The 13,614-nt window shown below is 28.3% G+C and carries 14 protein-coding genes and 1 tRNA gene; 6 read left to right on the top strand and 9 right to left on the bottom strand.

Annotated features, from left to right (window positions below; translation table 11 throughout):
• Window positions 1-3: 3 nt before the first annotated feature.
• Window positions 4-1,041: a class I SAM-dependent methyltransferase gene (locus GOY08_RS09755; protein WP_158998722.1), complete on the bottom strand. Its 1,038-nt coding sequence runs from the start codon at window positions 1,039-1,041 to the stop codon at window positions 4-6.
• A gap of 138 nt (window positions 1,042-1,179) precedes the next feature.
• On the opposite strand from GOY08_RS09755, the gene GOY08_RS09760 reads away from it, so the two are divergent.
• Window positions 1,180-1,255, top strand: a tRNA-His gene (locus tag GOY08_RS09760).
• A gap of 194 nt (window positions 1,256-1,449) precedes the next feature.
• Entirely contained in the window at window positions 1,450-1,920 is a 471-nt protein-coding gene (locus GOY08_RS09765; RefSeq protein ID WP_158998723.1) for a hypothetical protein, read from the top strand.
• A gap of 3 nt (window positions 1,921-1,923) precedes the next feature.
• On the opposite strand, the gene GOY08_RS09770 is transcribed toward GOY08_RS09765, so the two are convergent.
• Window positions 1,924-2,403 carry a hypothetical protein gene (locus GOY08_RS09770; RefSeq protein ID WP_158998724.1) on the bottom strand — a complete coding sequence of 160 codons (480 nt, stop codon included), beginning with the start codon at window positions 2,401-2,403 and terminating at the stop codon, window positions 1,924-1,926.
• Between the two features lie 184 nt (window positions 2,404-2,587).
• Between GOY08_RS09770 and GOY08_RS09775 the strand changes: the two genes are divergently transcribed.
• Complete coding sequence (locus GOY08_RS09775; RefSeq protein ID WP_158998725.1) at window positions 2,588-3,142, top strand: GNAT family N-acetyltransferase; 555 nt, start codon at window positions 2,588-2,590, stop codon at window positions 3,140-3,142.
• Here the strand turns inward: GOY08_RS09775 and GOY08_RS09780 are convergent.
• From GOY08_RS09780 to GOY08_RS09810, 7 genes are all read right to left on the bottom strand, one after another.
• A complete protein-coding gene (locus tag GOY08_RS09780; protein ID WP_158998726.1) occupies window positions 3,136-3,564 on the bottom strand; it encodes a universal stress protein in 429 nt (142 codons plus the stop codon). The two genes, GOY08_RS09775 and GOY08_RS09780, sit on opposite strands and share 7 nt — an antisense overlap.
• Before the next feature lie 141 nt (window positions 3,565-3,705).
• Window positions 3,706-5,211 carry a redoxin domain-containing protein gene (locus GOY08_RS09785; RefSeq protein ID WP_158998727.1) on the bottom strand — a complete coding sequence of 502 codons (1,506 nt, stop codon included), beginning with the start codon at window positions 5,209-5,211 and terminating at the stop codon, window positions 3,706-3,708.
• A gap of 31 nt (window positions 5,212-5,242) precedes the next feature.
• The gene (locus GOY08_RS09790; RefSeq protein WP_158998728.1) at window positions 5,243-5,671 is read right to left on the bottom strand and encodes a hypothetical protein; all 429 of its coding nucleotides are present in this window, start codon (window positions 5,669-5,671) and stop codon (window positions 5,243-5,245) included.
• 23 nt (window positions 5,672-5,694) lie between these two features.
• Window positions 5,695-6,405 carry an ATP-binding cassette domain-containing protein gene (locus GOY08_RS09795; protein WP_158998729.1) on the bottom strand — a complete coding sequence of 237 codons (711 nt, stop codon included), beginning with the start codon at window positions 6,403-6,405 and terminating at the stop codon, window positions 5,695-5,697.
• Window positions 6,402-7,409, bottom strand: coding sequence for a FecCD family ABC transporter permease (locus GOY08_RS09800; RefSeq protein ID WP_158998730.1), 1,008 nt, complete (start codon window positions 7,407-7,409; stop codon window positions 6,402-6,404). Before GOY08_RS09800 ends, GOY08_RS09795 begins: the two co-directional genes overlap by 4 nt.
• A complete protein-coding gene (locus tag GOY08_RS09805; protein WP_158998731.1) occupies window positions 7,399-8,232 on the bottom strand; it encodes an ABC transporter substrate-binding protein in 834 nt (277 codons plus the stop codon). The genes GOY08_RS09800 and GOY08_RS09805 overlap by 11 nt, the downstream gene beginning before the upstream one ends.
• Window positions 8,229-9,443: a sigma-70 family RNA polymerase sigma factor gene (locus tag GOY08_RS09810; RefSeq protein WP_158998732.1), complete on the bottom strand. Its 1,215-nt coding sequence runs from the start codon at window positions 9,441-9,443 to the stop codon at window positions 8,229-8,231. Before GOY08_RS09810 ends, GOY08_RS09805 begins: the two co-directional genes overlap by 4 nt.
• Window positions 9,444-9,472: 29 nt before the next feature.
• Here GOY08_RS09810 and GOY08_RS09815 point away from each other — a divergent pair, with 29 nt between their 5' ends.
• From GOY08_RS09815 to GOY08_RS09825, 3 genes are read left to right on the top strand one after another with little or no spacing between them, the layout of a single operon-like run.
• Entirely contained in the window at window positions 9,473-10,456 is a 984-nt protein-coding gene (locus GOY08_RS09815; protein ID WP_158998733.1) for a diacylglycerol/lipid kinase family protein, read from the top strand.
• Window positions 10,457-10,482: 26 nt separating this feature from the next.
• Entirely contained in the window at window positions 10,483-11,241 is a 759-nt protein-coding gene (locus tag GOY08_RS09820) for a GNAT family N-acetyltransferase (RefSeq protein WP_158998734.1), read from the top strand.
• 32 nt (window positions 11,242-11,273) lie between these two features.
• Window positions 11,274-13,601 carry an ATP-dependent helicase gene (locus tag GOY08_RS09825; protein ID WP_158998735.1) on the top strand — a complete coding sequence of 776 codons (2,328 nt, stop codon included), beginning with the start codon at window positions 11,274-11,276 and terminating at the stop codon, window positions 13,599-13,601.
• Window positions 13,602-13,614 lie beyond the last annotated feature (13 nt).

Raw genomic sequence — 13,614 nt, forward strand, 5'->3', positions numbered from 1 at the left:
GATTTACACCTTACTAAAAATCAGAATTGGATTTGTTAACAAATCTTGTTTACTATCAGCTTCAACAATTTTTTCCCAAATTTCATTAGGGTTATCAAATCCAAATAAATAACCTTCACTTTCAAGCTTTCCCTCACAATAAATGAGCTTCAACCCAAGTGATAATGCCATATCATAGATATCACCTAAAGGTATACCAGGATCACTTGGATGCATAAATGCATCTGCAATACATGCAGAGCCAAATCCTAAATAGCGAAACCGGTAAAAGGTAGATGAAAATACTCCAAAAAAATTGAGAGTTTGCCAAAATCTTAATTTAAAAAAACTTGTAAATAATTTAGTTCGAAATATTCGTCTTTGTAAAAATAAATCCCAAATTTCTGCATAGCGCTTTTGAATTCTTCTTTCTAATTTTCTACCATGATAACTATAAACCATAAGCCTTAGTAAACCATTTTTCTTTAGCTTATCAACCATTGATTTTAACAAAAAATAGGGTTCTGGCTGATGATGTAAAACACCAAAACACTGGATGTAATCAAAATCCCCTAAAGCCTTTTCTCTTAGAACCATTTCAGCATTCCCAACTAATAGCTCTACTTTTCTGAGTTTTCGGAAACAGAAAATGCTATACAAAAATGAGTGAAAAGATATTTTTGTTCTGGCTTTTCGAATAGCTTTTTTACTAAGATCAATTCCAATAATTTCATTTCCAAGATGCAATTTCCTGAATAGTAAAGGCTCATCAGTTCCACAACCAACTAAAAGTATTCTTTTTTCTTTGCCAAATCTTCCTTCTAAAAATCTCATGGATTGCCTTAGCACTTGATTTCGCTTTAGCCTTCCAAAATGAGCATAAGATCTATATATATCTCTAATTTTTTTAGGGAAAGTAAGATTATCCTCTAATATTGATTGAGCAAACCCACCATGCGCTACCAATTGCATTAATAAAGCTGGAGACTGAAAAATGGGTCGATTGGGGTAAGGAAAAGTATCATAAAATTTCCGCATTTTTTCAATTTTTAGTTGCTCCATTCCTTACTTTCCTCATATTAGTTGCTTACTTGAGAAAAATTGTTCTATAATAACATAGAGTTCTATTTAACTAAAGAGTTTGCTACTCTTTGCTTGACACATATATTTTTGTAAAGTATTCCTTTTCCACTTCATATGGTGACTGTAGTCAAGCGGTTAAGACAATGGATTGTGATTCCATCATTCGGGGGTTCGAGTCCCCTCAGTCACCCCATTTTTTGCTTCTGATTTTAATAGATAAGCCATTTCTAGATGTTTAGAGTAACCACTGCAATTTAATTATAAAATTAAATCAAAAGTTGACTAAAAAATACTATTTATATTCATATTTTAAAAAATATTTTACAAATATAGTATAGAATAATGAGAATAAAACCGATAAAAATATTAGTATTTTTAGGAGTTTTTATGAAAAGTAAGAACTTGAAAAACTTAGAACAATTTTTACGAAGAAGAAAATTTAGAAATGTAAATACAGTATCGAAATTTCTAATAAGTAAATTTTCTAATAACAACTCAGTATCAATTTTAATTCCAGAATTAATAAATGAAAAAGTTATAAAAAAAGAAGAAGAATTTAATGATTTAATTAAAAATCTTCTTCACTATGAACTGATTAAAAACTTAGATAGTGAGAATAATTTTTTTTCTGCTTCTATAAATTTAAGAAAATACTTAGAAAATAATTCATTTGAAAATAGAAAAGGTAATAATGAAATTTATTTAGATAGTTTAAAAATTGAGCTTGAAAAAATTAAAAGCGAAATTGAAAAATTGAAATATGATGTTTTAGAAAATAAAAGACGTTTAAATAATCCAAATGATTTATGGAAGTTGAGATCAAATTTTGTTATAAAAAAAGATAAAAATTCAGCATAAAATTTAATTTTTTATTACTGCACTAAAAATTTTCTTTGCATCACTTAATCCATCTTTAAATTCAACTAGTGCGTAAGAAATTTTTTTATTACCTAAGCAACTTCTACAATAAATATTAAATTTTCCATATCCTTCAATTACTGAAGAATTTTCCTTTGAAATTAAATAAATATTATTTTCCCAATCTTCGGGGTCAAATGCTTGGAGATATTTGTATTCAATTCCAAACAAGTTTTTACAAGAATCTTGAAGTTTTTTTAAATCAATACTATTATTTATTTTAAATAATCTAATGTACAAGATATAATTTTGATTAATTTTTCTCGATAAATAATTCCAGCTTCCATAATTACCTTCTAATTGATTAGTGTGATATAAAAACTGATACTGGTTCTTATTATTTACACAAACAAAATTAATTTCATTTGCAAAAGATGGAAAATTAACAATTAATAAAGTAAATAAATAAAAAACACGTCGCAAAACAAGCTCCTATTCTGAATAAATTTTAAATTTTTCAAAAAATAACGATTAAATCTATACAAATTTATTTCTTTTGTCAATTGATAAAAAATTATAAAATAAAATTTGACAAAAATTAAAACAGAAAATTTTAGACATTCCTTTAAAAGTAAAATAAAATTAAGAACTATCAAAAAGGCGTTATATGATAAGTATTAATACAAATAGATTTAATTTGAGAACATTATGTGAAAAAGATAGTAATGATATTTTTCAATTTACTAAAGACCCGGAAATATCGAAATATTTAAATTGGGAATCTCACAAAGATATTCATGATACTAATGATTATTTAACAAGGATAATATTACTTACAAAAAAATTCCCAATTAGTAACTTAGGAATAGAGGTTATAGATAAAAATAGAAAAACAATAATTGGAACAGTTGGACTGCTACCTAAACATATTTCATCCCCTTACACTTATGAATTAGGCTTTGTACTAAGCAAGGAATGGTGGGGCAAGGGAATTGCTATACAATCTGTTCAATGTCTAATGAAATATGCTTTTGAAAACTATACTTTAGAAAGAATAGAGGCTTTCTGTGTTACAGAAAACCTTAAAAGTTGGGCTTTATTAGAAAAAATTGGAATGTTGCGTGAAGGCACAAGGAGGAATTTCTTCTATAAGGATAAAAGTTTTTATGATCTGTATATGTACTCAATCTTAAAAAATGAATGGAAAGAACCTTCTCATTGATTAATAATCAAAACATCACAGTAGGTTTTATTTGCAACATAATTTGCGGTTGATCCTAACATACCAATAAATGAATGATGATGTCCTGCTATCATTATTAAATCAATATTAAGCTCTTTTGCAAAAGCAACTATTCCCTCTTTAGGATCAGAAAAAAAGATATGAATATTTTCTTTATTAATTGGTCTATTTTCTATGAGCATTTTCATTTTTTCTTCTGCTTCAGCCATAGCTTCTTTTTCTAAATCGATATTCATTGGATAATAATAACCATGAACAGGAATTGAGGCTACTGGTGTGACAACATGACAAATATGAATTTCAGAATTAAACAGCTTTGCTAGAGGAAAAGCCTTTTCGAATGATTTTATACTAGCATCTGAAAAATCGGTACAAATTAAAACTTTGTTGTAACTAGCCATAAGTCTTCCTTTATTAAACAGGAAAAAATCCATCTATAACAGTTACAAAATATTCTTTATTTTAAATATAATCAAGGTTAAATGAAAGACATTTAGGCAACAAATATAATAATAAAAAAACATTTTTTAATTTTGTTAATTTTAAACTAAATTCTGGTTGATATTATTTTTCGAATAATCAGTTATTTTAGCAAAAGGACCTTTAAAAATTTTATTTATCTTTGCTGGCTCAATAGAGTTTGTGTTATTTCTTTGTATGATATCAGTTTCTTTAATTAATAAAATTCTGTGCGAATTTGTATCTGTAATAATTAAGTTTCCAGAATACCAACTAATTCCAGCTGGTTCATTTAACTCGTCAGACAATGGCACAGTTCCTAAATAATCTTTTCCTAAAGAGTAAATACGCATTGCATTATTAAAAGAGTCTATCACATAAATATTTTGTGTATTTGGACTCCAAGCACAGCTCAAAGGATGCTGCATTTTAGCTTCTGCACCGAGTCCATCAGAAAATCCAAATTCTGCTAAACCACCACCGACGAGGCTTACAATCATTGTTTTACCAGTTTCATTCCAATTTTTTATAATCAATCTAATTGAATTAGTTTCACTATCAGTAAACGCCAATACACTTTCTGAAATAGCAGTTATACCTGAAGGCCCAGCTAAAGCTGCATGAGTTGCAGGGCCATCTTGCAGATCTTCTTTTCCAGAACCTGCAATATGTATGATGGAATCGTCTTTATAAATGTACTGTACAATTTGATGACTACCAGAACAAGCAATTACTAAATGCTCTCCCCAAACACAAACATCAGAAGGAAAATTTAAAGGAGCTGACTTTGCGTCATATTCAGAGCGAGATTCAAAAATCCCTTTTTCACCTTTTCCAGCTAAAACCTTATATTTTCTTTGAGGTTTTCCTTCTAAATCAAATGCAATAACCCGATGATGTCCTGAATCACACACAATTAAAAAATCTTTCCAAATACAACAGCCAAGAGGAGAATATAATATTCCTTCCCCAAAAGAAGTTACAAATTGACCTTCTTCTGTTAATTGAACAATTCTATTATTAAAAGTATCAGATATAAAATAGTATAATTTATCTTGAACTAATGCAGCCACAGCCTTTGTTGGGTATCGAAAATTAAATTTATCATCAAATGCTGACCAATTATAAAGATCAAATGTTGGAAGATTTTTACCTACTACTAATGAAGAAATCTTTTCTCTTAAATATTCATATCTATTATCACAAGAAGTTGAAACAATAATATTTCCTTCAGGATCAATTAATACATATGATGGCAAAGTTCTTATTGCAAATTTTTTATATATAAGCATTTCTTCATCTAAAATAACAGGATGATTTATATTTAATCTGTGACAAGCTTCTTTAACATTTTCATAATTTCTTTCATGAAAATATTTTGGATTTTGAATTCCAATTACAACTAATCCTTTTTTACTAAATTCATCTTCTAATTTTTTTAACTCTGATAATACTTGAAATGCATGAATACTTCCAAAGGTCCAAAAATGCAGTAAAATTGGATGACCTCTAAATTTTTCTAATGTTAGGGAAGAGTCAGAGTTAACCCACTTGAGTTCAGGAGGAAATTCAGGAGCATGTAGTGGCATTGTCGCACCTATTAAAAATATATTACTTAATTCATTTTACCCTGAAGTGACTAAATAGCCCTCTTATAAAATTATAATCCATTTTTAAACCAGAAATTCCTTTTTTTCTAAAAAATTTATAAATTTTAGGCAAAAAAATGACAAAAGCTATAAGACCAAAGAATATAAATATAGAAAATGCTAGAAGTAAAAAGGGTAATAATAAAATCAATTTAAAAAGAGAAATTTTTTGTAACTTTATTTTTTCTTTACTCTGAAAAGAATAGAAATAAGAATTAAAACTATTTGGTCTTTGATCTCTAAATTTTTCATTACTATTTATATTGAAATTATATTTATCTAATTCTTTATAAGCACCTATATCATCCTCAATATTTTGAGTTTTTTTACTTTTATCTTCAGATAAATTTACAAATTCAGCATCTATGATATCATTTTTTTCATTATCTTTAATATTCATACTTTATATATCCTTAGCTATTTTCAATAAATATCATATAATTTCTCTTTGAGATTAGAACTCCAAAAATGTTCTGCTTCAGAATTCCAGATCCATAAACCATTTTTAATAGCACAAATTTTATTTGCTATACTTTTAGCAAAATTTAGATCATGTGTAATTATAAATAATATAGCTTTATTTTTTCTGACATATTCTAAACAAAACTCCTTAAGAAAATATTTATTTTTTACATCTAGATCAGAATCAGGTTCATCCATAAAAATAATTCTTGAGTTAGTTAACCAAATTCTTGTAAGTTGAACTTTTTTCCATTCACCACCACTTAATTTATCTAAATCAGTAAACAATAAATGTGAAATTTCTAAATCTTTTAAACATTCAATTTTTATCTCTTCAACTGAATTATACTGCAATGAGAAATCTAAAGTTAAAAACTCATTAACTTTAAAATTTTCTGGCCTAGCTAAATTCTGAGGTAACCATTTCACAATTTTAATTTTTGTTTCATTTGATTGTAAAACAATATTATCCTCAATTATGTCATATACTCCAAAAGTAGGCTCTAGAATGTTTGAACATACTTTAAGTAAAGTACTTTTGCCAGCTCCATTACTACCAAGAAGACAAATAATATCTCCTTCTTGATAGTTAAAATTTACATTTCGGAATATTATGTTACTAGAATTTATTGCGTAAGCAAGATCTTTTGCAAAAATACTAATTTTTTTCATATCTTATATCTTTTTAATAAAATCATTGTTAGAAATGGAGCTCCAATTAAAGCGGTAAAAATACCCACAGGAAGCTGTGCTGGACTTAATAATACCCTCGACAATGTATCAGCATTTAATAATACTATTGCACCCAAAAAAGTACAAATAAAAAGTTCACTTTTTGAATCAACTCTATGTATTTTTCTGACTAAATGAGGGATAATCAATCCAATAAAACTAATAATTCCTGCAATAGAAACCGTTATTGAAATTAAAATACAAACATAAAATATGCACTGTTTCCTAATTTTTTCTGGTTTAATACCCATAGATTTAGAAAAATCATCACCAAACTGAATAATATTAAAATATTTGCTAAGTTGAATTAACTTATTCACAGGATAAATTGCAATAATTATGACAACTAATATTTCATAAAAACTTAAAGGTTGTATAGAACCAATCAAAAAATTATGTATTTCAGAAAGTTTTTCTGGTTTTAGAATGGAAAAAATAAATAATATAATAGAAGATAAAAAAGTATTTATAATTATTCCAATTACTGGATATACATATTCATCATTTACTGATTTTATTTTTCTACGTAATATCAAAATAAAGTTAAATGACAACATACAACCTACGAATGCTGCTATTGTTTGAAAAGAAAAACTTATATTAATAGTATAAGATAATAAGGAAGAAGGTATTGGAAAAAGCATTAAAAAAGCTACTATACATGTCCCCCCAGAAGATATACCCAATATAAAGGGATCAGCTAAAGGATTTTTTAAAATATTTTGTAAGATATTTCCACAAAAAGCTAAAGTTGCTCCAATAAACGAGACAGTAAAAAAATTATTAATTCTCAATTCGAAAATTTTTATAAAAATATTAAAATTTTTCTCAAAATTTTCCTTATCAAAAAGATCGGTAGAGCCAAAAAGAATATTTATGATGGTCGAAATAATATAAAAGATTACATATAATAAAAATACTTTTAAAGATAATTTATTTTTCAATTTTTATACTTTCTAAAAATTTTATTCCGTCTATTATACGCGGTCCTGGTCTAACTAAAATATCTTTAGGAACAATAACTATGTTAAATTTTTCTTTTAAATTTCCATATAATTTCCCAAGTTTTTTGTTATATATTTCAATAGATTCTTCTTTACTCTTCCCTTCAATACCACCAATAAAAAAAATTTCGGGTTTGTTTTTTAACAAAAACTCATCACTAATCTTAGGATATCGTATAGAACTATTCCCAATAATATTTTCAAAACCACCTAATTTAAAAACACTACCTATCCAGGTATTTTCACTAAATGTATAAATAGGCTCAAACTGCAGTATAAATACAAACTTTCTTTTGTTAATTTTACTCATTTTTTTTAATTTTTCAATACTATTTTTAATCTGAAAAACTAATTCATTACCTTTATTAACTACACCTAACTCTTTAGAAATAGTATAAATCATATCTGAAATTTCGTTTACTGTTTGAGGTTGAAATTTAATAACTTTTATATTATTTTTTTCTAAAAATTTCAATTTATCATCAGGATTTCCTTCTGTTGCAAAAACAATATTTGCGCCCTTAGTAATAATTCTTTCTACATTAGGATTATTGAAATTTCCTATTTTATAAATAGTTTTAGCTTGCAAAGGATAATCACACAGAATTGTATTTCCAACTAATTTATTTTCTTCACCTAGAGCGTATATAATTTCTGTCAGATTAGGCGCTAAAGTAACTATTTTTAGATTTTTGCTCTCAATGGAATAACAAGACTGTATTGTTAAAAAAAACAGGATGAAAAAAAAAAACCTTCTTTTCATTTTAAAATACCTGCTGCTATTATTCTATCTTTTATTTTTTTAATAACTCTTGCTTCTAGTTGGCGAGCTCTTTCTCGAGTAATACCATATTTATCTCCAACATCTTGAAGGGTAATAGGATCATCAGACATAATTCTATTATGAAAAATAAAGGCATCTCTCTCATTTAATTCTTTTTCTATGAACGCAACTTCTTTTCTTAAAATCTTTAATAATTGCTCTCTTTCATAAGAAACATCTGCTTCTTCTGAATCAGAAAACAATAAATCCACCTGCCTAGTATCGCTATCATCACCAACTGGTGAATCTAAAGAAACATCATTCTTTGTAAGTCGTTGTTGCATTTCAACAACATCTTGGGGTTGTACTCCTATTTTTTCAGCCAATAAATTTGCATCAAATTTTTGAGTTAATGCATACAATTTCTCAGCTTCGCCTCTAAGCCTAAAAAATAATTTTCTTTGCGCATCGGTCGTTCCCATTCTTACCAAACTTTTATTATCCATAAGAAATTTTAAAATGTATGCTCTTATCCACCAAGCACTATAGGTTGATAGCTTTACTCCTCTATAGGGATTAAAACGATTCACAGCTTGAACAAGGCCAGCATTTCCTTCTTGAATAAGATCTAAAATCTGTGAATAAGCTCTCCTGTACTCCATTGCAATTTTAACTACTAGCCTTAAATTTGATGTAACTAATTTATTTCTAGACTCTATATCATGTTCTTCGTAGGCTTTGATTGCTACTTCCCGCTCTTCTTCACGGGTCATAAGAGAGTATTTACGCAGTTCCGCCAGATATTTTTGCAGCGCATTGGTTGTAATCAAACCGCTTTCTTGATTTGAGATATCTAGGCTGTCATCTAAGTCTTCATCATCCTCATCTTCTTCTTCATCTTGCAAAGCTGGCAAAATATCTGAGTCATCTAAAATAACTTCACTTTCAGAGTCTTTATAATTACCAATATCTATTATATCTTGTCTTTCTTTTGATAAATTCTCTTTATCATCATTTTCATCATCAATCACTTCTGCATCGAGAAGAATTGAGGTTTTGCTTTTGGAGTTGGAATTTGCTTTTACATTTGATTTTTTTGCCTTCTGACCTTCATGCCCAGAAACCCGAACAAAAGATCTTTTGTTCGCTTTATTTGAATCATTTGTTTGCTTTTCATCATCAGCTGGAACAATCTCTTTCTTACGAGCCATAGGGCCTACTCCCTGATAAGGAATTCACAATGCTCAGAGTCGGAATTATTTCCAACCCTTTTGCAAAGATTATAAAACAAAATCCAGAGTACAATACTCGTCTTTGGTACACGCTAGCTCACTATGGTCAAATGGAGGTTACTCACTCTGTTGAGCAATTACACCAAGTGTGCCAAGAGTTTCATGCCAGAAAGATCAATCTTGTTGGGATTGTTGGCGGAGATGGGAGCATAAGTTTAGTTCTATCAGCACTCTACAGCGCATACGGCTCAGATCCTCTACCAAAAATTCTGCTTCTAAAAGGCGGAACCATTAATTTTCTTGCTAAAAACTTGGGTATGAAAACCGAAGCCCTTACTTGCCTAGAAGATACATTAAAAATCATCCATAAAAAACAAGTTCTGAATGAAGCTATTCTTAGTACATTACATGTCAATGGGCGACTTGGATTTATCTTTGCAAATGGGATTGCTACATCATTTTTAGAAGAGTTTTATAAAGACAAAACAAATTCTTTAGGAGCTGCAATAAAAATAACTAGTTATATTGTTGATGGCTTGTTAAAAGGGAAAATTAATGGAGAATTCAAAAAGATAGTTAAACAACAAAAAATGGCAATTGAAACCTTCCCAGATAAAATATGGCAACATAAATCTTCAACTATAAAAAACCCTGATGAATTTAGTCTTATTTTTGCCTCCACAGTTAAAAAACTCCCTTTAACCAACCAATTTTTCAAAAAAGTTCAATTAGGCGATGAATATGCTGAAATGATAGCTATTTCTGAAAAAGGCAAAAAACTTATTAAAGGTGCACTAAAATCTTTGTTGGGTGGAGATATCTACAATTTTTCTCATGTCTATTCTGTTAAATTTAAACAAGCAGTTATCACTTCTTATGAAAATAGCCTTTATTCATTAGATGGAGATCTGTTAGATTCAAAAGACGGTAAAATTGAGATTGAAATGGGACCAAATTTTGTGTTTTGCTCCCCTTATGAAATAGCTAAATAAAATTATTTAGTTAATAAAGGGTTTTTATGACTGCAAAAGAAAAAAAGGAAAAAGAAGAGGCAAAAGAAGAAAAGAAAAATCTTGATTCAAAACGCAGTTTTTCTATCCGAGAGATGGAAATCCAAGATCTAGCCGAAGCCTATAACCTTGGTGAAACTTGCTTTAGAGCTGATTTATGGCCAATGCTCTATAGAGGTTGGGATGAATATGAAGTTACAAGCATGTTTAATACCGACGGCGATTATTGTTTGGTAGCAGAAAATGATGATTTTCAAAAAGGAATAGATGCTGAAGACGAGCGGATTGTCGGTTTTGTTTTAGGTACAGTGATGTCAAAACCAGGAACAGCTTGGAGTTATGGTTATATTGTTTGGCTTTGTGCGCATCCCAATTGGCAAAGAGAAGGTGTTGCAAGCAAGCTTATAGATAAGGTTGTTGAAGCTTTTGTTGAAAATGAAGGTGTTAGAATTATTATGGCTGATACAGATCCTAGTAATAATAGGGCTGTCCAATTCTTTAAAAAGAAAGGTTTTGATCAAGAACACCAACATGTTTTTTTAACTTCTAATATAGAAAATAATCCTCTTTATTCAGATCTTTTACATAAATCCAGAGCTGCTGCACTTGAAGAACAGTATTTGAAAAAAATTAGAAGACTAGCTATAGGTTCCTCAGGGCTCGCAGCCGTGAAAAATCTTAAAAGGAAAAATATTAATAGTAAAAATGAACCAAACAAAAATAAAACTGCAAAACGCAAAAAGAAAAAATCTAAAAAAAAGAAATGATATTTTTCTCGCAATTTATATAGGATACTTCTATGCATAAAGAAACAGGCTCACTTGATCTATCATTATTAAATAAAGCGCAATACCAAGCTTGTATTCATAAAGATGGGCCAGCTGTAGTTTATGCTGGAGCAGGAAGTGGTAAAACAAGAGTTATTTGTTCTAGAATTGGTTGGTTGATAACAGAAGAAAAAATCCCGTCCGCATCCATTTTGGCAGTTACATTTACTAATAAAGCCGCTAAAGAAATGAAAGAAAGAATCAATGAATATATTGGAGAGCGTAATACAAAAAATTTAATTATTTCTACTTTCCATGCTTTTTGTGCAAGATTTTTAAGAATATATTCATCACAAGCTGGATTTCAACCAGGATTTACAATCTATGATGATAATGATCAAAAGAGCTTATTAAAAGATTTATTAAAACAATTAAATATTCCAGATAAACTATTATCAGTAAGTACAGTTAAGTCCAAAATTGATAAAATAAAAAATTTAGGGTTAACTCCTGAAGAATATTTAAGAGATATAAAAAATAATGCAGATATTATTACTAAAGAAAATCAGTATCAACTAAAACAATTTGGTGAATACTACGATCCTGAACTTATCCAAAAAGTTTATGATTTATATCAAAGAAATTTAAAAAAACAAAACGCAATGGATTTTAATGATTTATTGTTAGAAATGTATAAATTATTAGAAAACAATAATTCTGTTTTACAATCAATGCAAAATCGTTTCAAATATTTTCTAATAGATGAATTTCAAGATACAAATCCTATTCAATTTAAATTAATAAAAATATTAAGCTCACACACTAATAATTTATTTATAGTTGGGGATGATGACCAAAGTATCTATTCTTGGCGAGGAGCTGAACCTGCTTTTATTCTTAACTTTGATAAAGAATATGCAAGTACCAAGATTTTTAAACTTGAAGAAAATTATCGAAGTTCTGATAAAATAATAGGAGCTGCAACTAGTGTTATAAAAAATAATTTCAAAAGAGCAGATAAAACAATATTTACAAATAATTTAAATGGGAAAAAAATTAAATTTAAATCTTGTGAAGACCCATATACAGAAGCAAAATATATTGCAAACGAAATATATTCCGCCGTTCAAAATAATGAAGTATTCTCAAATTTTTGTATTTTATATCGAACAAACGCACAAAGCCGTTCTTTAGAAGATGAACTAAGAAGAAGAATGTTACCTTATATTATTTATGGTTCAGTTCGTTTTTATGAACGTGCTGAAATAAAAATTTTATTGGGTTATTTAAAATTAATTATTAATCCTACAGATGAAGCTTCACTTATTAAAGTAATAAATACACCGCGCCGTGGATTTGGAGAAAAAGCCGTTCAAAAGTTAAAAGAACTCTCTCTTCAACAAAATGAGAGTATGTTAAAAACTCTTACTGAAGTTGTTTATGGAACTTTAGAAAATGATTTATCTCGGTCTCTATCAGGCGTTAAAGATTTTATTATGAATTATCAAAAATGGAAGAATAATATTTTAGATCATAATAAACCATCAATAACTTTAGCACAAATTGTATCTGATATAAATTTTGAAATTTATTTAAAATCAACTCATCCCGAAGATTTTGATGAACGCTGGTTAAACGTCATAGAATTAAAAAATGCTCTCATAGAATTTGAAAATAGTAATAATGAAGAATTCCTTGAAGGAAAAAATGGTTTTGAAAAATTAAGTTTATTTATTGAACAAGCAATGCTTACTATAGAACCAACTGTTTACAATGTTCAACAAGGAAGTGCGAATGCTATCACCCTCATGACAATACACTCTGCTAAAGGTCTAGAGTATCAAAATATAATTCTAGCAGGGTTGGAAGAAGGTGTTTTACCGCATCAAAATTCTTTGGATTCACCTGAAGCTATTGAAGAAGAACGTCGTTTAATGTATGTTGCAATAACTAGAGCTAAAAGTAATTTAATAATAACAAATTGCAAGAAAAATAGATATAAGGATTTCTTACCAGCTCAAGAAAGTCGTTTTATTAGTGAAATACCGGAAAAATATATCGATATTTTAGATCATAATACAAATATTAAAAAAGAATTTGGTAAAATATCTAACACAAATAAATTTATTGATAAACCAAGAATATTTAAAGGTGATGAACTATTAAATGAACAAAAAATTGGCCCTGGTAATGATGAGCATATTTGGAAAAAAGGGCAGCGCGTATCACATAAAGTTTTCGGTGAAGGAATAATTAGAGAAATAGAAAAAAGTTCGCAAGGATATAGATTAAAAATCAAATTTGAGAAAAATAATGTTGGTGAAAAAACTTTAATTCACACCTATGTTAATCCTATTTAATAAAAGGTCTTTA

This window comes from Pigmentibacter ruber, assembly GCF_009792895.1.
Classification (GTDB): Bacteria; Bdellovibrionota_B; Oligoflexia; order Silvanigrellales; family Silvanigrellaceae; genus Silvanigrella; species Silvanigrella rubra.